Origin of the sequence: Anoxybacillus sp. CHMUD, assembly GCF_013096965.1 — a bacterium.
Lineage (GTDB): Bacteria > Bacillota > Bacilli > Bacillales > Anoxybacillaceae > Anoxybacillus > Anoxybacillus kestanbolensis_A.
Window position 1 is genome coordinate 1 of the sequence record NZ_SDLG01000016.1, and the last position, 24,674, is coordinate 24,674.

The following is a 24,674-nucleotide window of genomic DNA, read 5'->3' on the forward strand; positions in this document are numbered from 1 at the left end:
TGATGGAACAAAGTACGTCAACCCGAAATGGCTTCGTAAGCTAGAAGAACAACTAGCAAAAGCACAACGTATTCTTTCCAGACGAAAAAAAGGTGGCTCGAATTGGAATAAGCAACGAATAAAAGTTACACGATTGCACGAAAAAATCACAAATGCACGACATGATTACTTGCACAAAATCTCCACCGAGATTGTCAAAAACCACGACATCATCGGGATGGAAGATTTGTCGGTAGCTAATATGCTAAAAAATCACAACCTCGCAAAAGCGATTCAAGAAGTATCTTGGTCAACGTTTAAAGCCATGATCGAATACAAAGCTAGATGGTACGGAAAACAAGTCGTCACCGTAGCAAAAAACTTTCCATCTAGCCAGCTTTGTTCGTGCTGTGGTTATCAAAACAAAGACGTGAAACATCTTGCTTTGCGTGAATGGGAATGTCCTGTGTGCCATACTCATCACGATCGGGATGTGAACGCAAGTATCAATATCAAAAACGAAGCCATTAGGCTTCTTAACCGCAGGAACTGTGGGGATCGCCTACTAAATAACCGAAAAAACTTTCGGTGTTCGTAGGAATCCGCTATGGCTTTAGCCTAGCGGTAGTTCAAATTCACGACATCTTTACATTCGATATCGAAGAAAGCCCGACGATTAGCCCAGTCGTGCGACAACAAGCAGTAAAAAAAGTGTATGAAACGATGGCAGAGCTAATCGAGGAACAAAAAGCTGTCCAGCGTGTATCCTCACTTGACCTCGGTCAAGAATATCAAAAAATATTTAAGGAAATTTTAGATTATTTATTAAGTCATGAAAACTTGCTTATTAACTTATCTGATCTTGTTATTTCAAAAGGATATTTCTTTCACCACTCGGTTAACGTAGCAACGATCGCAGGTGTCATCGGATTGGCAAAAGGATATTCATCCCAGCAACTACTGGACTTAGGGGTGGGCGCACTTTTATTCGATATCGGCATGACGCAAATTCCAAGCGCACTTTGGAGCAAAAAAGGGGTGCTTAGCCCGGAAGAACGTCGCATCATTTCCCATCATACTGAGTTTGGATTTGAGTTATTAAAGAAGCAAAATAATATTTCTGCGTCATCCGCATACTGTGCTCTACAGCACCACGAACGATTTGATGGAAGCGGCTATCCACATCAAGCAGCTGGCAAATACATTCATGAATTCGCGCGCATTATCGCCATCGCCGACGTATTCGATGCGCTCACTTCCCCGCGCGATCATCGCAAACAACATTCACCACATGAAGCAGCTGAATATTTATGCGCAACAGGCAACACGTTGTTTGACTATGAACTCATTAAAACGTTTTTAAAGTATGTTGCTATTTATCCGGTCGGCACAAACGTCGTATTAAACACAGGATACCGAGGTGTCGTCTCAAACATTTTCCCTGAATATCCGCTTCGCCCTGTCGTTCGCATTTTACAAAATCCAAACGGGGAAGTGCTGAAATCACCGTTTGAAATTGACTTACGAAAAGAAGTGAACGTTACAATTACAGAGGCGTTTTAAACTACAAAAGGTGCGAGCTACTCGCACCTTTTTATTATTGCTCCACATACGGACGAAGATGTTGCATCACGCTTACTTTCCACGCTTCAAACGCTGGCGCTACATGTTTTTCGACAATTTGTTGCTTCGCGTTTGGATCATGTAGCTTTCCGTCTAATTTCCACGCTTCTTCGACGACAGAAGAAAAACGTTGAAGTTCATTCAACAACGCCGTATCATCAGCGAAAAAATGCGCAAGCGAACGCTCATTTGTCGCATCAATTTGACCGAACGCTGTAAAAATATCAGCGAGTACGACATCCCCTTGCGTACGTTCGTAATTCGCAAAACTTTCAATGACATATTGAAAGCCTTCTTCAATTGTGTCTAATAACGCCGCATATTGACGAACGACTGTTAATTGTTCTGGAGTTAAATGTACCATATGTTCTACCTACCTTCGTTTATCATAAAACATACCGTCAATCGATAACGGCTCATACAGATCATGATATCGGTGTGCTGCCACTTTCGTTTGTTTCATTTGCTTTAAATCTTGTTGAATTTGTTGCTTCAATTGTTGGAGAAGAGCGTTTGCCTCGCAATCAAGCATAAGCAGCTCTTTTCCCATTTGTTTTTCTTCATCTGTCAATACGTTTGGAAGGTGCTGAAGAAGCTGTTCACGCTTCTCCAGCAGTTGTTCAACTTGTTCAATGACGCCATCACGCTTTTCTTTCTCGATCGGCTCACGAAGCAACTTTACCATCGCTTTCGTGATATCCAAAAGTTCCGACACAATGCTCATTACACGTGACCGCCTTGCGCGTATTGACGCTGACGATTCATTTGAATAACTTGCTTCCACGTATCGCGAAATTCTTTCACATACCCTTCAACTTCCTCTAAAATAGAAATATCGCTTTTAATATTTGCTTCAACGAGACGACGATATATATAGTCGTACATCGTCATCATCGACTTCGCCACTTCATATTCCATATTGAGCGTCACCATGAGCTCTTGAATAATTTTTTGCGCTTTTAATAAGTTTGTGTTGCGCGCTTCAATATCTTTCTCCTCAATCGCTTTTTTCGCTTGTGCAATAAATTTCAAACAACCGTTGTAAAGCATAAGCGTTAATTCTCCTGGTGACGCTGTTTGCACCGCGTTTGTTTGATATGATTGATACGGATTATTCATCGCCATATTCATTTCCTCCTACCCCATTATACTCCGCCACCGAAGGCATTCATCAAATACATACTTTGTTCATTGGCGCGTTGGATGGCTTTCTCCATCGCAGTGAACTGACGCCAATATCGATCTTCGATTTTTTTTAATCGATCCTCGAAGTCATCAATACGCTGATCCAAATCGTTTAAGCTTTTCCCAATTTCAAACTGATTGTTCGTCCAAATCGTTTTCCCAGCTTTCGCTTCAATTTTTCCGATCGTATTTTTGATCGTATCACGCAAACGTTTCGCAATCCCTTTGGTGTCGAAATCAGCCCCACTAGCGTTAAACAGTTGATAAATGGCATTTGGATCTTTTTCGATTGCATCACGTAACTTTGTCTCATCAATAATCAGTTTTCCGTTTTCCAAATAGTTACTTGATGTCGTAATCCCAATTTCAGAGAGCGTGTCATAATTACTGTTAACACTTGGATCACTCACTTGGCTATACAAATCTAACCGCATTTGACTTAAACCGCTTGATAAAATCGAATCTCGACGCAGAAGTCCACTTTTCGCTTTTTCTTCCCATAATTCAATTTGTTTTTCTGTCATCGCTTCTTTTTGCTCATCCGTTAACGGCGTATAGTCACGATAACGCTCTTCCGATATTTTTGCGTTAATTTTGCCAATGACTTCATTGTATTTATCCACAAAACCTTTAATGGTATTAAACATATGATCTGTATCTGTCAAAGTGGTGATCGTCGATGATCCTGGTTTTTTCAACGTATAAGTCACACCATTAATGGTAAACGTATTTGACGAACGTGATGTCGTTAATCCATTAATTGTAAATTGAGCATCTTCTCCTGCCGTTTTTCCTGTGAGTTCCCCGCCATCTGCAGCACCTGTAAACCCGAGGCTTTGGAAGAAGGAAGCTGTCGTTGCATCCCCCATGACTAAACTTGCTGCGGCACCTGTATCTTTCTTCATAATCGAAATTTTCCCTGTTTGCGTATCATGGAACACACTAATGCCGAGGTCATTATTGCTGTTCAATTGAGCAATGACTGAATCTAACGATGAGTTCGCTGCAATTGTAATGGTTACAGGGTTTGTTGGGCTCGTTCCGTCCCCATTTGTTACGTTAATTTTCAGCGTCGTATCTGTACCGCTTGGTGTATAACTAGCTGAAGCTTCAGAAACCCAAGTGGCCGACGTAGCGACTTTCGTAACCGTTAAATTCGTGCTAATATTCGCTGCAGAAGCATTCGCTGTTGCCGTCACAACACTCTCATCAGAACTTGTTGTCTTTTTTTTGAGCATATTGCTTTGCAGCGTTAAGTTATTAAAAATATAACTATCCAAATCTTGAAGCAACGTATTCATCGAACGATAGTCATCGCGTTGCCATTCTAAAATTTGCTTTTTCTGATACAGCTTATCAAGAGGTATGCGCTCCGCTTTCATTAAATCGCTGACGAGTTGATCAATATCCATACCACTCGCTAAGCCACCGATACGCATTGTACTCATGCCCTCTCACCATCCTCTCAAATTTTTCGATCAACAATCAACCCGACAAACTTCATCATCGCCGCATACATATCTAACAGCTTTTTCGGCGGAATTTCACGCACAACTTCCTTCGTTCGATCATCGATTAGTTGAATATAATACTCTTTTAAATCTTCATGCACATTAAACTTTAACGACGTATGGCTCGGCTGTAAAAATTCGTTCATCCCTTTGACGATTTCTTCAAGCTTTTGTTTTGGAATACGTTCTTCCTCTTGCTTGACTGTCGTTTGCTTGGCTGTCGCTTGCTCTTGTTTTGGCTGTTCGGCTGGACGCTCTGTCATTTTTTCATACATATATGTGGAAGAATGAGAAGAAGAAATTCGTTCAATCATCACCGTTCGCTCCTTTACATATACGTTCCTACTGTTTATATCGGATGGAGGAAGGGAAATTTGAAGGGGGAAAAGAAAAAACCCCTCGCATTCGAGAGGCTAGACATCACACCATGATTGCTATGGGTTTAATAACATATTTAATCGTTCAATCGCCTTTTCATATCCTTCATATGCTGCCTGTTTATAAAAATATATCGCTTTCTCCACTTGTCCAGTCACTTCGTAAAATACGCCAAGATTGTACGCTGCTAAAAAACTCCCCGTTCCGCGCACACGATCGTATTTCTCTGTTTCGCCAATTTCTAAGCAGCGGATAAAACATCGTTCAATTAACGGAAACAAGTGCGCATAACGATCCGTATGACAAAAAATCGCATCCATATAAAACAGTCCACACGCGAAGTGGAAATCCGGCGAATCATCTAATCTTTTTTGCTCTATTGCGATAACTTGCAATCCTTGTTCAAACGAACGGTTGGCTGTCATCGTGTATAAATAGTCAACGACTAAACTATGACGATACCGCGCATGGAGGGGAACAAAACGATAACTTTCCTCAAAATACTTCTCTGCCATGTTCAATTGCTGCAACAGCTTGTACTGCTTTCCTACTTGGTATAAAACATAATCATCGGTTGGGTGTTGTTTTAACTCTTGCAATAGTAAATTCAAGTTCCGTTCTGTTTTATTCGTGTGGACGTATCCATCATGGTACACTTCGACATTAACATTTTTGCGTGGAAACGGAGAATCGACTTGCTCATGAACTCTCCCGCTGTATGTTACCCCTTTAGGAAGCAACCGTGATAAGTAAGATTGGGCATATCGTCGCTCGCCGTTTTGATTGAACTCATCTATTCGTTTAATTCGTCCAACTACTCCCTCATTTGTTTCAATGAAATGTCTGATGATGCTCTTACAGTCGTTTACAATATATTCATCAGCGTCAATCACAAGATTCCAATCGCACGTCGACTGCATGAGCGCATAGTTTCGTGCCGCAGAAAAGTCGTTTACCCACTCGAAGTTGAACACTTTTGCACCAAACGAATAAGCAATATCTTTTGTCGCATCAATAGAACCAGTATCAACAATAACGATGTCATCAACGATCTGTTGAACGCTCTGTAAACAGCGCGCTAAATGTTTCTCTTCGTTTTTCACAATCATGACTAAAGCTAATGTTTTCAATGTTTCACCTCATAGCCACGCAAAAATTGTTGTAGCGCCTCACGCCAATGACGAAGTGGTTCAAACCCATTCAATCGTAAAGCCATATGGTCAAACACGGAATAAGATGGCCGAGCAGCTAGCCGCGGATAATCTTCTGTTCGGCAAGGGTGAATGGGAACATCAACACATGCTTCCGTAAAAATAGCTTGGGCAAACTCATACCATGAACATTGGCCTGTATTCGATATGTGGTACAATCCGTATTTTTCCGTTTGAGCAAGCTCGTAAATGGAATGTGCTAAATCGACTGCATATGTCGGACAGCCACGTTGATCATTAACAACGAAAATTTCTTTTTTTTCTTTTGCCAACCGTAACATTGTTTTCACAAAGTTACTTCCATGCGCTCCAAACACCCACGACGTTCGTACAATAAAAAATTTCGAATGAAAATGACATACAAACTGTTCTCCTGCTAATTTACTTTTTCCATAAACATTTATCGGGTGGGTGTTCGTAAATTCGTCATAGGGCTCTTTTCTTCTACCATCGAATACGTAATCGGTGCTTACATATACAAGCTTCGCCCCCACTTTTTCAGCAGCCACAGCGACATTTCTCGTTCCATATGTATTAATCAAAAAAGCTTGTTCTCTTTCCTTTTCCGCTTCATCAACTTTTGTATATGCAGCTGCATGAACGACGACATGCGGGCGAATATATTCAAGCCTGCCCATGACTTGTTGCGCATCTGTCACATCAAGCTCGTCTTTTCCATATCCATACACGTCCCATCCCATTTGCCGAAATTGTTCAACTACTTCCGTACCAAGCTGACCTTTTGCTCCTGTTACCACGACTTTTTTGCTCATGTTCTTTCACCATATTGTTTTTTATAATACTCCATATATTCCCCAGACTTCATCCGCTTCCACCAATGAGAATGATCCATATACCACTGAATCGTTTCTTCAATCCCTTTATCAAACGTATACTGAGGCTTCCAACCGAGTTCAGTCATCATTTTTGTCGCATCAATTGCATAGCGTCGATCATGTCCTGGACGGTCAGGAACATATTTAATGAGCGATTGACATACACCAAGTTTTTCAACAATGAGGTGAACAATCTCATTATTTGTTCGCTCATTATGTCCGCCAATGTTATACACTTCTCCTGCTTTCCCTTTATGAATGACTAAATCTATCGCCTCACAATGATCAACGACGTGGAGCCAATCGCGAACATGTCGACCGTCCCCATAAATCGGAAGTTCTTTTCCTTCCAAAGCATTTGTAATCATCAATGGGATAAGCTTTTCTGGAAACTGATAAGGACCATAGTTATTTGAACAGCGCGTAATATTCACGTTTAACCCATATGTTTCATGATACGCTCTCACAAGCAAATCGGCGCTCGCTTTGCTTGCCGAATAAGGGCTGTTCGGAGCTAATGGAGTTTCTTCAGTAAAATACCCCGTCTCCCCCAAACTTCCATACACTTCGTCTGTCGAAATTTGTACGTATTTCTCAATGCTGTTCGCTCTCGCCACATCTAATAACACTTGCGTACCAAGCACATTTGTTTTTACAAAGGCTGCTGGATCAGAAATGCTGCGATCGACATGTGATTCGGCTGCAAAATTTACAATGACATTAATCGCATATGTTTTCACCACATAATCAACGAGCTGATAATTTCCAATATCACCTTTAACGAAAATATACCGCTCATTTTTTTGAATATCTTGCAAATTTTCTAAATTTCCGGCATACGTTAACAGATCATAGTTCACAATTTTGTATCTAGGATATTTCTGTAACATATAACGTACAAAGTTGCTGCCGATAAAACCAGCTCCACCAGTTACCAACACATTCATATCAGTCTCTCCCACGTAAAATTAATCTCCGCATCAGTCAACAATGGATGATTTGCATCCTTTTCGGAAAGAATAGGAGTTGACATTGGCCAATCAATCCCTAGAGAAGGGTCGTTCCACAAAATCCCTCTTTCATATTCTGGAGAATAATAGTCATCCACCTTATATTGAACTTCTGTATGACTAACCAAGGTGCAAAAGCCGTGCGCAAATCCTTTAGGAACTAACAATTGTCTTTTATTATCAGCGCTCAAAATGAAACCTTGCCATTTTCCGAACGTCGGAGAACCTTGTCGGATATCGACAATCACATCGAAAATTGCCCCGCGCGTAACACGGACGAGTTTCGTTTGGGCTTTTGGGTTTAACTGATAATGCAATCCACGAATCGTTCCCGCTTTAACAGAAAGAGAATGATTATCTTGCACGAACCGAAAGTGAAAACCTAGTTGGCGAAACGTTTTCTCATTATAGCTTTCCATAAAAAAACCACGAGCGTCCCCATATACAGCTGGTTCTAAAACAAATGCACCATCAAATATCGTTTCGATTATTTTCATATCTTTCATCCTTCAATATTTCATGTTCTTATTAAACCATTGGCCGAAGTTAACATCCTTTGCTAGTTCATTCGCCCGCAAATAAGACGCGTGCGTCCCCGCGTCCGTCCACCATCCTTGCAATACATCATATGTCAGCTCGTTGCAAGCAATATAAGCATTATTGACATCAGTAATTTCCAATTCTCCACGCGCAGATGGCTTTAATGTACGAATAATATCGAACACTTTAGTATCATACATATAAATACCTGTTACCGCATAACTGCTTTTCGGTTTTTTTGGTTTCTCCTCAATACTTTTAATTCGTTCCCCGTCTAATTCCGGAACACCAAAACGCTCTGGATCACTCACTTCTTTAATTAAAATTTTTGCACCTGTTTGTTGCTTTTTAAAATTTTCTACATACGGGACGATACTGTCGGAAAAGACGTTGTCCCCTAAAATAACCGTCATGAGATCATTACCAACAAACGCCTCACACAACCCAAGCGCCTGTGCAATACCGCCTGCCTGATCTTGTACTTTATACGTAAACTGAACGTCAAACTCCGAACCGCTTCCAAGCAAATTCACCACATCACCCATATGCTCACGCCCAGTGACGATCAAAATATCGCTCATTCCCGCTTCTTTTAACTTATAAATGGCGTGGTAAATCATCGGATATTTGCCAACTGGAAGCAAATGTTTATTTGTTACTTTCGTAAGTGGATAAAGACGGGAGCCTGTCCCTCCCGCAAGGATGATACCTTTCATATAACCCTCCATAACTAATTGATAAAAAGCAAACTTTCCACTATTTCTTATTAGCTTCTATAACGTACTGATAAGCCACCAGCTCTTCAATAAAATTCTCTCTATTAACACCAACACTTTCTAAGCAATCTTTTAAAGCAATAATTAATTTATTATAAAATTCATTTGTAACCTCAATCCTATGTATTTGTTTAATCTCATACCCACAAAGTTCAAACATTTTCTTAATTTCACTTAAAGTAAAAAATCTTAAATGCGTTTTATCAAGTAACCCTAAATCTCTATACGTCCATTTCCCCATAAGAAGTTCAGTTAAAACTGAAATATGCCCAACATTTGGTATACTACTTATTATAGTTCCATCCTTCTTTAAATATGGCTTAACTTTGCTTAATACACCCCATGGATCGTATAAATGTTCGAGAACATCTCCAAAAATAATATGGTCAAACATCTCTTCGGAGAAAGGAAATTTGAATGATTCGATATCCCCTATATAAACCTTGTCCAATTTTGTTTTAGCTTTCTCAGCAGCTGGAGCAAATGCTTCTATACCAAAGACTCTAGATCCAAATTTTTGCTTTATTACATACCCTAAATTTCCTTGTGCACAACCTATATCGAGTACGTAAGTTGCCCTAGGGTTAATAAAATTTAGTATGGAGTAATTAACCCCTTGATAATAATTCTCTGATTTTTTACTATAATCATTCTCATTATCACCAAGATTATTTCCGAAGCTTTGACTAACATACTGTTCAATAAATATTTTTCTATCTTTCTCAAAACCATTTTTTGTATTTACTAATCCACAGTCGTGTATACACCATGGTGTTCTCTGCTGTGGAATACCGACAATATACCCTCGATTAATAAATTCCATACATTGAGAGATATCATAAAAATGCCATCCTTTAAAAATATCCTCTCTCCAAGGAACATCATATTGGGTCATCATAAGGAGACCATCAATAGCCTGCACAGGCTCATAGCCTTGATCTACCTCTGCAAATTGCAATAGCTCCATTTTCACAGTATGACTATCATAAACTTTGCCAACCTTATTTTCACTTTCCCACCATATTCCTGAGTTAGGAATTGTTTTCGCGCCAACTACACCGATCATTCCGAGCTTTTTATTTTTTTTGAATAGCTCAATAGTATCAACTAAAAAATTCCTATTCACAATAAAAACATCTTGATGCAAATACACTTTATACTTTGCATCTGTTTTTTTCATTGCTTCGTTATATCCAGAAGTGATGCTTTTTGCTCCTTCAATGGCTATAATTTCGATTTCGTATCCGTCCGGCACGTGAAGCGATCTCACATAACGGACAGACTCTTCATATAACTCTCGATTGTTAACGCAATAAATAAATGCAATTTTTTTATCGTTCATCATTCAGACTCTCCTCTTGCGATCTTCAACAGTTGTAGCACTTGTTCATCTGGTTGTTGAATTTTTTGTAAAAATGTCTCTGCTAGCGCATGTTCTCCATAAGTAAGAAGCGCGTATCCTAAGTTATATAACGTATCTACGTTCGTCGGCTCTTGTTCATAAGCAAGCTGTAAATACGGTAGTACATGTTCATGCAATCCTCGTTCGAAACATGCGATGGCGATACTTTGAAAAACTTTCACTTTATGAATAATACTTGTATCGATAATCTCCTTAATGAGTTGTTCATCTATCTCACCACGGGCAAGTTGGTCAACGAGCGATTGCTTTGTCTCGTCAACATCGACATCAAACTCGAGACGACGCAACAAAAATGTAAGTTGCTGTGCCTTTTTCAATGACTGTTCGTTAATTTCCTCAAACAACTTTCTCACTTCATCATCGGGTTGGCGAATGAATGACAAATATCGATTCGCTAGCTCTTTCTCACCATAGGAGTTCAATACAAAAGCTAAATTGTACAACGTGTCTGTATCATCTTGGCATAACTCAAACGCTGCTTGTAAATAAGGTAAAACGTGTTCATGATAGCCATGCGCAAAATTTTCGATCGCAAGTTCATTTAATAATTCAACCGCATGATCCATTCTTTTTATGATATCGATCACTTCGTTAGTAGAAAGACGATGTAACTGTTCTAAAACATAATGACGATCTTTTTTACACACAAAATTGTCAATTAGTTTCCTTATATTCTCATTTTGCTTATAAGCGCGTACAACAAACGACTTTGGTATAAGTAAAGATTGAACAGTCTCTCCATATAATGCTTTCAGATGGTTGACTAATCGATGTTTGTTGTCGTCCTCTGAAACGATCATACCTTTAATAGACATCGATAGCGGATGCCGTTTAAACAAATCATCTAATTGACCTAAGCTATATAAATTCGTACGTTCAAGAGGATTACGTCCAGCGATCAGTTCTTCAATCACTCGGAAATGCCCCGCATTTTGCACATAAGCGAAAAACTGTCCATTTGGTTTTAAATGTTCAACGACAAAACGAAGAACATGATCATCTAACGTAAACATACGATTACTGTACAAAATAAGATCAAACATTTGTCTTTTAATTTCACTATCTTCTAAGTCATTTGCTACGTACGCGTACCGTTGTGCTTCTTTTATCGCCACCGCATTTTGTTCTACACCGTAAAACGTTGCATGCGGGTACTCTTGCTTCATTTTCAATAGCGTTGCTCCTGCACCGCAACCAATGTGTAACACATTAACATTCGTTTGGCGATCCATCGTTATTTCACTGATTATCTCCCATTCAATAGCATATGCTTGGACATCAACATTCCATTTTTCTTCGAATTTTTTTTGATTATCTCGCAACAACTTCAAATAACCGCTATCGTCATCTTTCCATGATACGCTACCATAATGATGAATAAACGTGTCTTTACATAGCATTAAACGATACCCAGCTTGTCTTAAACGGACAGAATAATCGTCATCCTCAAAATTTCCTGGGGTAAACCGTTCATCCAGCAGCCCGACTTTATCGATCGCTTCTTTTTTAATGAGCATGCAGAAACCAATCAATTTTAATCGCTCTTCCCATTTATTCGGGTCTAAAACATTATATCGAGAAGCAAACGCATGCATTTCGTCAATCGATGTATAGCTCACTGGAATCGTTGAATAATAAGCAGCGGAATTTGTCACTGGCCCTACAGCTCCAATATCATCAGCGCTGTATAAGCAAACTAGCAAGTGGTCAAGCCAATGTTTCGTAACGACGACATCATTATTCAGTAAAAGAATGTTTTCTCCCGTTGCGTTTTGTATTCCTTGATTACATCCTTTTGGAAAACCAACATTTTCATCGTTGAAAATCGTTCGTATATCTGTTTGTGCCTTTAACCACTCAACTGTTCCATCTGTAGAATGGTTATCGATTACAATGATTTCATACGTTCCTTCTCTCGTATATTGGCGGATGCTTTCAATACATTGCTTTGTATAGTCTAACTTATTGTGAGTTAATATAACGATACTAGTTTTCATCGCGCTCTCCCTTTTATTCTTCTTTCTCCTTTAACCATTCGCTGTCTGGATACATCCGTTTCGCTTGTTGAACAATTTTCTTCTTCTCTTCATTCATTCCACATATGTTCATTAACTCAATGACATATTTGTACAAGCGAAAATCGCGATGGCCGAAACTGATCGCTAACAGTCCATATTGCATCGCTTCCATCGCTTCATTTTTTACTGCTAACGCCTCGATCACATTTACAAACGACTCCGCATCCCAATCATTCATATCATCAACTGAACGATACAGTTGAAGGGCCACGTCCATAAATTCATAACGATGCAGCAAATGCCCAATTTTTATATGAACGGACGAAGGAAATGTATCTCTTAAAGCAAGAAATTGTTCAAATAACTCGTACTCTTTCAGTTGAATCGTTCGCTCAAGCAAAAGTAAGTAAAATTCATGCGATGGGGCTTTCTCTAACTCGTTCATCATAAACAATAGAAACTCTTTTTCTTTTTGCTCAGAAACGAGATGAAGCAATAAGCGAACGACATCGAGTTGGCTTGTTTTAAACGCCACAACCAATAAGTCGTACAAATCTAAACTTCCCGTTCGAATATACGTTTGTAAATGAGATAGAGAACTTTTTAATATTTGTTGTAACGCTTCTTCATAACGTTTTTGCAATATATTTGTTTTTATTTCAAAGCCATATCGAACAATTTCATCGTTTAACTTCGGAGCGTACCATCGCACTACTTTTTCTAAATGTAAAACTGAAGCAATGCGCAAAATAAGCAAAATAGATAGCTCGTTGTTCGCTAATTGCTTATTTTCAATAAATTCAATGATTTCTTCCTCGCGATGAACACGTGCTAACAACTGCAACACATGGTATAGTGCCTCATAACTATTGCGATTGAAAGACAATGCACTAGAATAGTGATACATTGCTTTTTGTAAATTTCCTTTATGCTTGTACATATGTCCGAGCAACATATGTGGATCATATTCGACATATTCAAACGTTTTAATCGTATGAGGATATTTGCTTTTATGTTCAAGCAAATATTCAAGCTGTTCTATCGCATCGTCGTAACGATGTTGCAAGTAGTAAATTTCCCCACGCAAAAATGGAAAGTCAGCTGTTTCGCTATATAAATTTTCTGCATCCGTGATGACTTGTAAAGCATCTTCAAACCTTTGTAAATACTTTAAGCATAAAATAATTTGCACAAGACAATAAGATACCCAGCTCAAGCGAATGTCTTTTTTCGCTTGGTATGCTTGAATAAATGATTGTAGTGCTTTTTCTATTTCCCCCTTAGAAAGATACTCGTTTCCTAAATTAAAATAGTCAAAAGCAACGCTTTCACCTACTTCCATTTCATGCTCAAGAAGCGGTGCATTGCGGTCATGTTTTTTCTTTTCTGTCACTGCCTGATGCATATAACCGGTATGGTAGATGGTTAAAATTCCTTGCGAAGCTTGAACGTATTCGCCGTCTACTCTACGCAACTGTTCATGAATGGCTCGATCGTATCGTAAATGTGGGGAGTTGCGATAAATACGCGTATGGCGATGTTGAAGAACACGTTCGCCGTACACACCCATAAAGTTGTAAATAGCCACATCATACGCTTCCACACTCTCATCCGCTTGCTTTAATATATCAATCATTTCTTTCAAATTTGCTTGATCGACGTATTCATCTGCATCGAGTACAAGGATCCATTCTCCAGTCGCTTGTTGCTGAGCAAAGTTGCGCGCATCCGCAAAACTATTCGTCCATTCAAAATCATATACTTTATTTGTATATTTTAACGCAATGTCTTTCGTTGAGTCGGTTGAACCTGTATCGACAATAACAATTTCATCTACAACGCCATATACAGAGTCTAAACAACGTTGTAACACTTTTTCTTCATTCTTTACGATCATACATAACGATAAAAATGGCTTCATTTCTCTTCCTTCTTTCTTCATTTATGTATTCATCTACTGTTTATATCGGATAAAAAGATGAAGATGTGAAGAGGAGAGAAAACAAATATAGCAATTATTCATTTTATGCTTTATGAAACCCTCTAAAACAGAGGATTCTGACGAACGTCTAATGAAAAATACACACATCTATTCAAAAACGTGTTATAATGAGTAAAACAAAGAATACACGTTCTTGTTAGGAGGAAAAACCATATGGAAGATTTCTGGCGATTAACTCCTATTCAACAGAATATTTTAATTGCTAGTATCATAGGTGATGGGGAAATTACAAAGATCTATTCAAACAGTCGGAGAAAAAATCATAGCTACCGTGAACATTTTGGAATAGCTCAGAAAGAATATCGACAGTGGAAAGTATCATTTTTTGATAAACTGTTGTACATAACACCAAGGAGTCAATGTATTCGTTCTGCTTCTTTACAACTGTTTACGGCACTATATGCTCACTTTTACGATGAAGACGGAGTAAAACGTGTTCCAGTGCGTTTGTTATCATATTGCACGCTTCCGCACTTTCTTGCTTTCTTGTACATGGATGATGGGGCTCTTTGCATCTCTTCAAGAATAAATATTCGAAAAAAACAGATTTACTTAACACCGCACATCTATCTCTACTTACAATGCTACACAGCAACCGAACTTCAGCAACTACAACAACACATCTTCCACACCTTTGGTATAAAATTTCAATTAAGCAGACGAAAAGATGGACAGGGAGTAATTTTGAAAACGACATCTGTAAAAGAAACATTCTTATTTTTAGATCTTATTTCCCCTATTACGATCGATTGCCCATCCATGTATTATAAAACAAATTGGAACGAGCGTTTGCAAATGGAAAATACAAAATGGAAAAGTAAGTACCCTGATTTTAAAGTTTTAGTAAGCAACGCTGATCGTTGGAAAAATTACACCGAAGAAGAAATACAGCTTATAAAAAAGATGAAAAAGGATGGAGCAACTGTTCAAGAAATTGCAAACGCATTGCAACGGAGCTACTGGTCTGTTACGTACAAATGGAGAGAAATAAACAAGAGACCTTAGAAAACCTAAGATCTCTTGTTGCTTCATTAACGGAGTAATTGCAATACTCCTTGTGGTTGTTGGTTGGCTTGCCATGCCGCAACGTCTTTCGATCGTTGTGTAGACTATATCTTCACCTTTCTAGCCATTAGCTAGCGAAGGGCTGGGCACTTCGGGGATTTCCCCTACGGACTTCATCACCATAGCTCTCGCCTTAGGTGGTATGTCCTAGTCGTTGAACCTTCTCCAGAGTTTCCTCACAGGAGCTTGGCTGCTGATTGCCCATTGTAGCATCTTTCCTTTTTTCAGGCCGTCACGCTTGCCGTTTCCAGCTTCGTTGTGGCAAGGAAAGCTTTAGGGCTTCCCAGCAATTCACCCAGTCATCCTCTTAGCCGTTTCCAGCTAAGACGCCCTTCCAATCAAATTACCGAAGTAATTGCAATACACCTTGTGGCATTTGATTGGATTGAGCCAACATCGCTTGTGCTGCTTGCGTTAAAATGTTGTTCTTCGTGAACTCCATCATTTCTTTCGCCATCGTGCGAACATTTGCTTTCGCAAACGACTAGACTATCTCTTCACCCGCTAGCTTGTCGCTAGGTAGGGGCCGGGCACTTCGAATGATATAGGACGATGGAGCATCCTACTCACCCTACGGACTTCATCACCATAGCTCTCGCTTTAGGTGGTATGTCCTAGTCGTTGAACCTTCTCCAGACTTTCGTCACAGGAGCTTGGCTGCTCGGTTGCCCAATCCTTTGACTTTTCAAGCCATCACGCTTGCCGTTTCCAGCTTCGTTGTGGCGTCAAAGGCTCTAAGGGGTTTCCAGCAATTCACCCGGTCATACTCCTAACCGTTTCCAGTTAGGACGACTGTGCTTGTCACCGCTTATGCGGCTAAAGCATAATCTACGTCGCGAATGCGAGATTCCGCTGCTGTTAAGTTTTCAGCAGAAGTAGATAAGTTGTTAATTGTGTACTCTAAGCGGTTTTGCAATGCACCAAGTTTTGAACGTTCTTGTGATACAGCATTGATTGCATCATCAATGTTTTTAATCGCTGTACTAGCTAATTCGTTTGAAGCAACAGAAACATTTGCTGCATCAACTGTTAGAGCTGTAGAGTCCATTGTTGAAATCGATAGGCTAATGATTTGGTTGCTGTTCGCCCCAACTTGGAACGTCGCATTTAAAGAACCGTCAAGCAAGTTCTTTGTGTTAAATTGTGTCGTGTTCGAAATACGGTCAATTTCTGAAATTAATTGGTTCAATTCTTTTTGAATCTGTTCGCGGTCAATTGTTGTATTCGTATCGTTCGCACCTTGCACCGCTAGCTCACGCATGCGTTGAAGAATCGCATGTGTTTCGTTTAATGCACCTTCTGCTGTTTGGATTAAAGAAATCGCATCTTGTGAGTTTTTCGCAGCCATTTCTAATCCACGAATTTGTCCGCGCATTTTTTCTGAAATCGCAAGACCTGCCGCGTCATCGCCTGCTTTGTTGATACGAAGACCAGAAGATAATTTCTCCATGTTTTTCGCAGCGTTAGAGTTGCCAATTGTCAATTGACGGTGTGTATTTAACGCTGCGATGTTGTGGTTAATTCTCATTGTTTTTTTCCTCCTTGAATTTGTTTTTCCCACGTCCGTGTGGTTTTTAGTTGGCAAGATTGAAGTCGGCCGCCCTTCTTTCTTGCGCTCACATTTATTATCGGCTTGTTTTTTCAAAGTTTAATAGGTTGCGAAAAAAATTTTATACTTTAATGTCAAGAAATTGTGAAAACGGCGATGGTTGTTGAATTTCTTTGACGATGCGCGCTGGATCATCTTTATGTTTGTTAACAATTTCGTTTAACGCTTGTTCGGCGATCGCTTTATTGTCTTGAACGATGCGCGCGATGACGCCAGGGATTTGAACACCGCCGATGCTAACGCTCATGGTTTCTTCCCTCCCTTTTTAATTGATCGGATAGTTGTTGAAGCGAAGTGGCAGAGGCGAGAGAGGCAGCGTTATTTTCTGCTTGGATGGCGAGATATATTTCTTTTCGATGCACATCGATATGTTTCGGTGCGCGAATGCCGAGCTTGACTTGGTCGCCATCGATGGCGAGAACGACGACTTCGGTGTCATCACCGATTTGAATCGCTTCTTTTAATTTGCGCGTTAATACAAGCATACCCTCGCCTCCTTATTTCGCCACTTTTTCAGGAAAGAGGCGATGTTTCGTTTTGTAGTCCGTGTTTGTTAAAATAACTTGCTTTCCAATTCGTTCATGAACGTTAATGACGACAGGCGCTTGTAAGTTCGCTGTCGTATTTGTAAACGGTTCTGCGACCGTTAAAATGACGTATAGCGCCACATCGTTTTCTTTTTGTATTTTCAACTGCTCACACGTCGTATCGTCCAATTCGATTTCGTACGTTGGAAAGTACGAAAACGGCTCGATCATTACGAACGCCACATCTTTATTTTGTATTGATTGTAAAATTGTAAATGGCGAATCGTGAATCGGAAGCAACGCAAATTGTTTTTCATGTTCAAAGCCCGGTAGTCCGTTTTCAAATGAAACGAGTGCCAACTGAGAAAGCTGAACCGTTCCATGATATTTCGTTTCAATATTCATGTTCATCCCTCATTTATACGGTCACGTCAATGCGCAAGTTGTTGTGACGCGCTAAGTCAATATGCACAACGTTTGGTTTGTAATCGATTTGCACAGGGCGTGGCTCAATATGAATACGAGCATTTGATGTTTGCCAGTTCATATTGATATGTCCTGGCTCAAAACTGACTTTCACGCTAAATGGGCGTGGAATAAGCCCGACATTATAATCAAAAGGCGGTCGTTCGCTATTCGCCTGCGCTTGCATCGCAAGCACGTCGCCGCCTTGTTCAATGCGCATTAATTCATCGCCTTGTATTGCAGTCGTTTCTAAATACGATAACCAACTGGCATAGCCGTCTTGCGCAGCTTCTTCAATACGACGGAAAATGTGCTTTAAATCCATATCTGCCCACGCTTCGGTTTGATCAATCGTGAGGCGCGGTGGCGTTGTTTTCATCTCAAGCTGTGGTTTCGGTTGTTCAATCGACAGCTCGGCTTGTTGTTGACGCATATGCATATATCCGCTCTCAACTGTAATGGATAGTTGCGGGAACGTCGCTTGCATCGTCAGTTGTGGGATTTTCATTCTAACTCATCCCCTTAACGTAAAAAATCAACGAGCGTCGGCTGAATGATGCGTGCTCCGACAGCGAGTGCTGCGCGATGCACAGTTTCTTGCGACTTCAGTTCGGTAATAATTTTTTCAATGTCCGCATCTTCGTTGTCAGAAATCATTCGTTTGGCGATCAGCTGTTGTTCGGCAAGACGTTGCTCCACGAGCTCTAAACGGTTCACGCGCGCCCCAAGCTCTGCCCGTTCTGCAAGTACGTCGTTTAAATGACCATCTAATTGGGAAAGCAAATTGTCTAAATTCCCGGTTGGGTTAGCTAATTCGTTCTCAATTTGCTGTAACGTATTAAACAAACCTTGGTTAAACACATTGTTTGGGGTGACATTAATTTTTAATTTTACCCCTTTGGCGACTTCGACCATAAAATCATCGTTGTTGTTAGTAACGGTTGGTGGTGTCCCGTCTGCCACAGGTGCTTGTTCGATGTTTGTGCCATTAAAAATATATTTGCCTGCCACTTTTGTGTTAGCGACTTGTACTAAATCTTTTTTCAATTGTTCGATTTCACGGGCGATCGCTTGACGATCTTCAGGACCGAGCGTGCCGTTTTTCGCTTGCACAACGAGTTCGCGAGCGCGCTGCAAAACATTTGTCGTATGGTTAAGCGCCGATTCCGAGTTTTCCATCCACGTATACGCCTCCGACAAATTGCGCTGGAATTGCTCGATTTCCGTTAAACTTGTACGATAATGCATTCCTTTCATCGCCACGACCGGATCTTCAGACGGGCGATGAATTTTTTTCCCCGTCGCTAGCTGTTGCTGATACGTGCCAAGCTTATCATAGCTTTTGCTGACGTTGCGCAGCGTATTGTTCGCTAGCATCATTTGCGTGACGCGCATACGTTACTCACCTACCTTCCGACAATACCCATGTTATTAATGATTTTGTCTAGCATTTGGTCAATCATTGTAATCATACGTGCAGAGGCGTTATACGCATGCTGGAATTTCATCATGTTCATCATTTCTTCATCAAGCGATACGGAACTGACCGCCATGCGCCGTTCATCAACCGATTGGCGAAGCACTTCGCTATTTTCAGATAACCGTTTCGCTTCTTGCGCATTGACTGCCATTTGACCGATTAAGCTTTCATAAAAGTTTTGAATTGTTGTTGTGTTGCCAGCGATGTTCATCATACCATTTTTCACTTCGGCTAACGCTTGAGCGTTACTTCCGTCACCGATTTGACCTGTTGCTGACGCGGCAATGTTGTCAAGCGAATCTTTAATAGTTTGTGCGACATCTAACGTTCCAGCCGGATCACTTGGATCGTAAGTGAAAAATGGTTTCGCGCTTGGTGCAGTAGCATTATTTTTTATCTCCGTTACACTCCATCCACTTGAATGAACGGTATTAAACTCATCCGCAAATGCTTTTGCCATAGCGCTTAAATTGTTTAACATTTCAGGATATAGCCCTTTCGTCGTTGTACCCCCATCTTCACTATATCCGTATGAATAAAGAAGCGATCCTATTTTCCCATTTTCTTTTAAGTGTTCAACCGTTGAAAACGGTGTATTTCCAAGTGAAAAGCCAACAATTGGCCCTGTTTTTGTCACATTGTCTTGATAGCTTAGTTGAAGCTCATTTACTTGTCCTAGTCGCCCATCAACAAGCGTGCCAATCACCGTGCTTCCTGTACGATCCACTAACTCGACCGTAAAACGTCCTTCCGCAATTTTTAAGGAGCTGCCACCGCTTGACACAGGGGTAACTTTCACGTTCACATACTGCGACAACTCATCTAACAGCCGATTGCGCTCATCATATAAATCGTTCGGCAAATAGCCGTGTACTTCTACTTCGCTAATTTGTTTGTTTATATCATTAAGCTGACGCGCTAATGAATTTACTGCTTTTACTGTGACATCCAACTCATTTTTTAAATCTTCGCGAATCGACTTTAACGAGCTTGATAAATAATGAAACGTCTCTGCAACCGCGATGCCGCGCTGGCGAACGACTGAGCGAGCACCTGAGTTTGAAGGGTTCACAGCTAAATCTTGTAGCGACTGCCAAAAGCGATCAAGCGTTTTTGCCAGCCCTTCATCCGATGGTTCATTCATAATCTCTTCCATTTTATACAATGCTTCGGCACGCGTATTCCAATAGCCGTATTTCATATTTTCCCCACGATATTGCACATCTAAAAACTCTTCGCGCATTCGCTGTACCGTTCCACCTTCCACGCCTGTTCCCATTTGTCCTGGCATGACGGGGCGGTTTTGAGACGCAAACGGATACGGCGGCGTTTGTTCAAAGTTGACGCGTTGGCGCGAATAGCCTGGCGTGTTGGCGTTCGCGATATTATGACCGGTGACGTATAATGCTTGTTGTTGGGCAGTCATCCCACGCCGCACCGTTTCTAATCCGTGAAATGTCGAAAGCACAAAAAAAACCCCCTCTTACGTTTTCGCTTCAAATGAAGACCTTGGCGGCAATTCATCCGTTCGCTTCGGGTCATACGTAACATCTTGTTCGTTTGGTATCATCAAATCTAATGTAAAATGAATAAATTGGAGAGACTGTTGCAATAGCTGCATATTTAGTTCGTTTTGTTGTTTTAGCTGTGCAATAGTTTCACTTAAATCGCTTGCTAGTTGGAGTAGCTTTGTTCGTTCTTTTTCTTCCAACTGTTCAGCATATCGGCTCACCGTTCGTTCTTCCTCGGGTAAATGCGACAGAAGGCTCATTCGTTCGCTTTCTAGCTGACGAATGGCCATCACATATTTTTGTTCCTTCATCATCATTTGCTGTAACGTACCAACATCACCTTTTTTAATCGCTTCTGTTTTCTGCTCTGCTAGTTGCAATAACCCACGATGAAACGTCAGCAACTTTTGCATCACATCGATCATGTTCGTTCGCTCCGTTATCGTTTATAATAGCGCAATACGCTTTCTGCAATCGCTCGTGCATCGATTGTATACGTACCTGCTTCAACTTCTGATTTTAGCCGTTCCACTTTTTCTAACCGTTCCGAAGAAAATTTCGCAGCTTCTTGCAGTTCTTTCGCTGCGCTAGAAATTTCAACTTGATCCATTTTTTTTGTCGCCTTCGTTGGCTTTTCGACACGTGACGTCCGCTCATATGGGTTAACGTTCATCGGCTGAATGCGATTGATTTTCATATTTCCACCTCACTTTTCTCCGCCTTGTTTTCTTATATTTATTATCGGCAAAAAGAAAAAAATGTTTAGTCGTCTTTGCGTCGCTCGGTAAAATACGTCGTCTGATGTTTCGCTTGTTTTTGTCGCTCTTCCTCTTGTTGGATTTTCGTCATCTCTTTTTGAATGCCACTAATACATGAAGAACAGAGGCGTCCTTCACGAATCGTTGCCCCGCATTTTTCGCACGGATAGCCGAGGTTTGGAAAATGAACGAGCTGCAACCGTCCTTTTTTAATCCATTTAATGATTAACGCTTCTTCTACCCCCGTCGCATCAACGACTTGAGGCATTGTTGCCGTGCGATTTTCTCGTTTTCGAATAAATGCATACACTTTTTCAAACAATTTCTCTTCCTCTCTATAACATGCCTCGCACACATCACGAAATTGCGTCCGTACAAACAAACTCCCGCATTTTGGGCAGTTATCTAACATGTTGCTCCCCCTTACGTGTAAATATTAATAATTAATCCTTGAATTTCACCGACAAGTCCAAGCAAATCGAGCCCTTTTTTTTCTTTTTCTAGTACGGTGTTTGTGAGCTCCACTAACTTTTGATCGACTTCTTTTACGAGCTTATAAATTTTCGACCGTCCCCCCCGGCTAAATCCGCGCTGTTCTTCAAGCTGCAAACTATTTTTCACCGCATCGTCTAAAAATTGCTTCACTAACTTTTTATATTGTTTTAAATCTTCCACCGTTTGCGACTCGGCTAATTTTTTCCCTTGCGCTTCAATTTGTTGCGCCATCGTTTGAAAACGTTCAAATAATACATCGCTTTTTTTCTTATGCATCACTTCCGTAAACGACACCGATTCCATCGTTACATCCTCTTTTTTCGCCACACGGTTCAACGACGCCCGCGACACTTTTTGCACTTCCATCAACGTTCACACCTTTTTTCTTTTTATTATGCCACAGTTACAAAAAAAGGGCGAGGTCGCTTTGACCTACCCTTTTTATCCATTAGCTTTTTAACAATTGTAAAATTCCTTGCGGCAACTGATTCGATTGCGCGAGCATCGCCTGTGCCGCTTGGTTTAAAATGTTGTTTTTCGTAAAGTTCGTCATCTCCATCGCCATATCTGTATCGCGAATGCGTGATTCAGACGATGTTAAGTTTTCATGCGCTGTTTTTAAGTTGTTGATCGTGTGCTCGAGGCGGTTTTGGTAGGCACCGAGCTTGCCGCGTTCTTCTGATACTTTGCGGATCGCTTCGTCGATTACAGAAATCGCTGCACGAGCAACTTGAGCAGAAGAGGATACATCGATTCCAGCTTCAGCGTTTACGCCTGCAGTAACGGCAGTAGTTCGGTCCGCTTTTCTGGCTAATCCTAGACTTGCCGCATCCATAACACTTAAGTCAAATGCTAGCGTTTCTGATTCATTCGCTCCAATTTGCATTTCAAGATTTAGTTTTTGGCCTTCTTTGTCCCCAAAATTACGATCAATCAATTGAATTTCTAGACCGTTTGAAAAACCAAATGATCCCCCGTCTTCTGTCCGATTCGTAGAGAGAAGCAACATATTATCTACGACACTGTGGAATGTCAACGCATCAACAGGTCTATTCGTAGTATCCGCTACAGCATCATCAAGAACATCCTTAATTTCATTAAGCACGTCTGTTACACTCTTGCCACTGACGTTAATGGTCGCTGTTCCTTCCGTTCCGCTCCATGAGTACGTATTGCTTGTTGAGTCGCTGAACGTAATTTTTAAATTATCTATTTTTAGTATATCCCCATTCTTTGGAACATCATTAAATGACAGCGTAAAAGATTCAGAAGTCGCCGATGTGCCACTCGCAACAAAAGTACTAACTTCAGTAGTTGAACTAGATGTAGGCAAATATTTTAATTTCGTATTATCAAAAGAAGAAGATACTTGAATTTGATTGGCTTCTTTTGGCGACATGTTTTTCGTCGTTAACAAAGTCAGTTGACCGTTGCTAATCGTTCCATCAGTTGCAGTACCGCTGTCCGAAGCATTAGTAATAGTACTCGCAGAACTAAACGTGCTATCATTTGCAATAATTGTATTTTTTAATGCTGTCATTAAGCTGTTAATGTTGGCAACCGCATCACTATCATCAACCGGAAGTGGATCCCAAGAAGAAACATCTACTCGAATATGGCTTGTATTTGTCACTCCATCCCCTTTCGCATCAATTTGGTATGTTTTTCCGTTAATCGTAAAAATTTGACCATCGATTTGATCATCGGTAAGCATCCCAAATGCTCGTGAAAAATCCAAGACAACTTGCGCTGGAGCAGTCGGTGTCGTTGTTACAATCCCTTCCCATGTTCCGTTACCGGCATAACTTATTTTCGAAGAATTCACTTCCGCAAACGCTTTTCCTTTTGGTGAGCCACTAAATAAAAGTTTTTGGTTAAACTGGGTTGTATCGGCAATACGGTCGATTTCTTTTGTAAGTTGATCCACTTCCGCCTGAATGGCCGCGCGGTCACTAGGCTCAAGAGTGTCGTTAGAAGCCTGCACCGCCAATTCTCGCATGCGTTGCAAAATACTGTGTACTTCGTTCAGCGCCCCCTCCGCCGTTTGAATCAATGAAATGGCATCTAACGCATTGCGTTCTGCGACTTCTAAGCCGCGAATTTGCGAGCGCATTTTTTCAGAAATCGCCAAACCTGCAGCGTCGTCTGCGGCGCGGTTAATGCGCAAACCGGAAGAAAGCTTTTCTAAGTTTTTCGCTGTGTTTGATTGGTTTACTGCCAAGTTACGATAAGCGTTCAATGCTTGAATGTTATGGTTAATTCGCATGTTTCT

Annotated in this window: 27 protein-coding genes and 3 pseudogenes; 3 read left to right on the plus strand and 27 right to left on the minus strand. The window is 40.7% G+C overall.

The genetic code is table 11. From position 1 onward, the window contains the following. On the plus strand, positions 1-577 hold a 577-nt coding region (locus ETB99_RS10685; RefSeq protein WP_171700562.1), incomplete at its 5' end, for an RNA-guided endonuclease TnpB family protein. Beyond that, the gene (locus tag ETB99_RS10690; protein WP_309138148.1) at positions 568-1,542 is read left to right on the plus strand and encodes an HD-GYP domain-containing protein; all 975 of its coding nucleotides are present in this window, start codon (positions 568-570) and stop codon (positions 1,540-1,542) included. The genes ETB99_RS10685 and ETB99_RS10690, both read left to right, overlap by 10 nt. A gap of 34 nt (positions 1,543-1,576) precedes the next feature. On the opposite strand, the gene ETB99_RS10695 is transcribed toward ETB99_RS10690, so the two are convergent. From ETB99_RS10695 to ETB99_RS10755, 14 genes and pseudogenes are all read right to left on the minus strand, one after another. After that, positions 1,577-1,966 (minus strand): DUF8042 domain-containing protein, encoded by a 390-nt coding sequence (locus ETB99_RS10695; protein WP_171700563.1) that lies wholly within the window; start codon positions 1,964-1,966, stop codon positions 1,577-1,579. 9 nt (positions 1,967-1,975) lie between these two features. Beyond that, the gene (gene fliT / locus ETB99_RS10700; protein ID WP_171700564.1) at positions 1,976-2,326 is read right to left on the minus strand and encodes a flagellar protein FliT; all 351 of its coding nucleotides are present in this window, start codon (positions 2,324-2,326) and stop codon (positions 1,976-1,978) included. Next, entirely contained in the window at positions 2,326-2,727 is a 402-nt protein-coding gene (gene fliS, locus ETB99_RS10705; protein ID WP_003397358.1) for a flagellar export chaperone FliS, read from the minus strand. Before fliS ends, fliT begins: the two co-directional genes overlap by 1 nt. Before the next feature lie 20 nt (positions 2,728-2,747). Beyond that, the gene (locus ETB99_RS10710; protein WP_253263615.1) at positions 2,748-4,235 is read right to left on the minus strand and encodes a flagellar hook-associated protein 2; all 1,488 of its coding nucleotides are present in this window, start codon (positions 4,233-4,235) and stop codon (positions 2,748-2,750) included. 17 nt (positions 4,236-4,252) lie between these two features. Further along, on the minus strand, positions 4,253-4,612 hold the full coding sequence (gene flaG / locus ETB99_RS10715) for a flagellar protein FlaG (protein ID WP_171700565.1): 360 nt from the start codon (positions 4,610-4,612) through the stop codon (positions 4,253-4,255). 120 nt (positions 4,613-4,732) lie between these two features. Next, positions 4,733-5,806, minus strand: coding sequence for a glycosyltransferase family 2 protein (locus ETB99_RS10720; RefSeq protein WP_253263616.1), 1,074 nt, complete (start codon positions 5,804-5,806; stop codon positions 4,733-4,735). Next, a complete protein-coding gene (rfbD, locus tag ETB99_RS10725) occupies positions 5,803-6,660 on the minus strand; it encodes a dTDP-4-dehydrorhamnose reductase (RefSeq protein ID WP_171700566.1) in 858 nt (285 codons plus the stop codon). Before rfbD ends, ETB99_RS10720 begins: the two co-directional genes overlap by 4 nt. Continuing rightward, a complete protein-coding gene (gene rfbB / locus ETB99_RS10730; protein WP_171700567.1) occupies positions 6,657-7,670 on the minus strand; it encodes a dTDP-glucose 4,6-dehydratase in 1,014 nt (337 codons plus the stop codon). Before rfbB ends, rfbD begins: the two co-directional genes overlap by 4 nt. Beyond that, positions 7,667-8,230 (minus strand): dTDP-4-dehydrorhamnose 3,5-epimerase, encoded by a 564-nt coding sequence (gene rfbC, locus ETB99_RS10735; RefSeq protein ID WP_128999706.1) that lies wholly within the window; start codon positions 8,228-8,230, stop codon positions 7,667-7,669. Before rfbC ends, rfbB begins: the two co-directional genes overlap by 4 nt. Before the next feature lie 12 nt (positions 8,231-8,242). Continuing rightward, positions 8,243-8,989, minus strand: coding sequence for a sugar phosphate nucleotidyltransferase (locus ETB99_RS10740; RefSeq protein ID WP_171700568.1), 747 nt, complete (start codon positions 8,987-8,989; stop codon positions 8,243-8,245). Between the two features lie 40 nt (positions 8,990-9,029). Further along, on the minus strand, positions 9,030-9,752 hold the full coding sequence (locus ETB99_RS10745) for a class I SAM-dependent methyltransferase (protein ID WP_171700598.1): 723 nt from the start codon (positions 9,750-9,752) through the stop codon (positions 9,030-9,032). Next, positions 9,753-10,394, minus strand: a pseudogene (locus ETB99_RS14885) (glycosyltransferase family protein); the annotation flags it as partial. It abuts the gene before it with no gap. A gap of 1,025 nt (positions 10,395-11,419) precedes the next feature. Beyond that, positions 11,420-12,469 (minus strand): annotated as a pseudogene (locus ETB99_RS15310) (glycosyltransferase); the annotation flags it as partial. A 13-nt stretch (positions 12,470-12,482) separates the two neighbouring features. Then, positions 12,483-14,411, minus strand: a complete 1,929-nt coding sequence (locus tag ETB99_RS10755) for a tetratricopeptide repeat-containing glycosyltransferase family 2 protein (protein WP_253263617.1) — start codon at positions 14,409-14,411, stop codon at positions 12,483-12,485. Between the two features lie 234 nt (positions 14,412-14,645). On the opposite strand from ETB99_RS10755, the gene ETB99_RS10760 reads away from it, so the two are divergent. Further along, positions 14,646-15,497: a DNA endonuclease gene (locus tag ETB99_RS10760; RefSeq protein ID WP_171700571.1), complete on the plus strand. Its 852-nt coding sequence runs from the start codon at positions 14,646-14,648 to the stop codon at positions 15,495-15,497. 403 nt (positions 15,498-15,900) lie between these two features. Here the strand turns inward: ETB99_RS10760 and ETB99_RS10765 are convergent. From ETB99_RS10765 to ETB99_RS15230, 13 genes and pseudogenes are all read right to left on the minus strand, one after another. Further along, positions 15,901-16,014, minus strand: a pseudogene (locus ETB99_RS10765) (flagellin); the annotation flags it as partial. Positions 16,015-16,365: 351 nt separating this feature from the next. Further along, entirely contained in the window at positions 16,366-17,085 is a 720-nt protein-coding gene (locus tag ETB99_RS10770; protein WP_171700572.1) for a flagellin N-terminal helical domain-containing protein, read from the minus strand. A gap of 142 nt (positions 17,086-17,227) precedes the next feature. Further along, positions 17,228-17,413, minus strand: coding sequence for a hypothetical protein (locus ETB99_RS10775; protein WP_035047206.1), 186 nt, complete (start codon positions 17,411-17,413; stop codon positions 17,228-17,230). Next, on the minus strand, positions 17,403-17,651 hold the full coding sequence (csrA, locus tag ETB99_RS10780; RefSeq protein WP_128999696.1) for a carbon storage regulator CsrA: 249 nt from the start codon (positions 17,649-17,651) through the stop codon (positions 17,403-17,405). The genes ETB99_RS10775 and csrA overlap by 11 nt, the downstream gene beginning before the upstream one ends. Before the next feature lie 12 nt (positions 17,652-17,663). Continuing rightward, positions 17,664-18,098 carry a flagellar assembly protein FliW gene (fliW, locus tag ETB99_RS10785; RefSeq protein WP_171700573.1) on the minus strand — a complete coding sequence of 145 codons (435 nt, stop codon included), beginning with the start codon at positions 18,096-18,098 and terminating at the stop codon, positions 17,664-17,666. Between the two features lie 13 nt (positions 18,099-18,111). Then, complete coding sequence (locus ETB99_RS10790) at positions 18,112-18,666, minus strand: DUF6470 family protein (RefSeq protein WP_171700574.1); 555 nt, start codon at positions 18,664-18,666, stop codon at positions 18,112-18,114. A gap of 14 nt (positions 18,667-18,680) precedes the next feature. Next, complete coding sequence (flgL, locus tag ETB99_RS10795) at positions 18,681-19,553, minus strand: flagellar hook-associated protein FlgL (protein ID WP_171700575.1); 873 nt, start codon at positions 19,551-19,553, stop codon at positions 18,681-18,683. An 11-nt stretch (positions 19,554-19,564) separates the two neighbouring features. Then, on the minus strand, positions 19,565-21,106 hold the full coding sequence (gene flgK / locus ETB99_RS10800; RefSeq protein ID WP_171700576.1) for a flagellar hook-associated protein FlgK: 1,542 nt from the start codon (positions 21,104-21,106) through the stop codon (positions 19,565-19,567). Positions 21,107-21,121: 15 nt separating this feature from the next. Next, a complete protein-coding gene (locus tag ETB99_RS10805) occupies positions 21,122-21,574 on the minus strand; it encodes a flagellar protein FlgN (RefSeq protein ID WP_171700577.1) in 453 nt (150 codons plus the stop codon). Between the two features lie 14 nt (positions 21,575-21,588). Then, positions 21,589-21,846, minus strand: coding sequence for a flagellar biosynthesis anti-sigma factor FlgM (gene flgM / locus ETB99_RS10810; protein WP_094240435.1), 258 nt, complete (start codon positions 21,844-21,846; stop codon positions 21,589-21,591). A gap of 65 nt (positions 21,847-21,911) precedes the next feature. Continuing rightward, entirely contained in the window at positions 21,912-22,319 is a 408-nt protein-coding gene (locus ETB99_RS10815) for a TIGR03826 family flagellar region protein (protein ID WP_171700578.1), read from the minus strand. Between the two features lie 11 nt (positions 22,320-22,330). Next, entirely contained in the window at positions 22,331-22,768 is a 438-nt protein-coding gene (locus tag ETB99_RS10820) for a YaaR family protein (protein ID WP_171700579.1), read from the minus strand. A gap of 82 nt (positions 22,769-22,850) precedes the next feature. Continuing rightward, on the minus strand, positions 22,851-24,668 hold the full coding sequence (locus ETB99_RS15230; RefSeq protein WP_171700580.1) for a flagellin N-terminal helical domain-containing protein: 1,818 nt from the start codon (positions 24,666-24,668) through the stop codon (positions 22,851-22,853). Positions 24,669-24,674 lie beyond the last annotated feature (6 nt).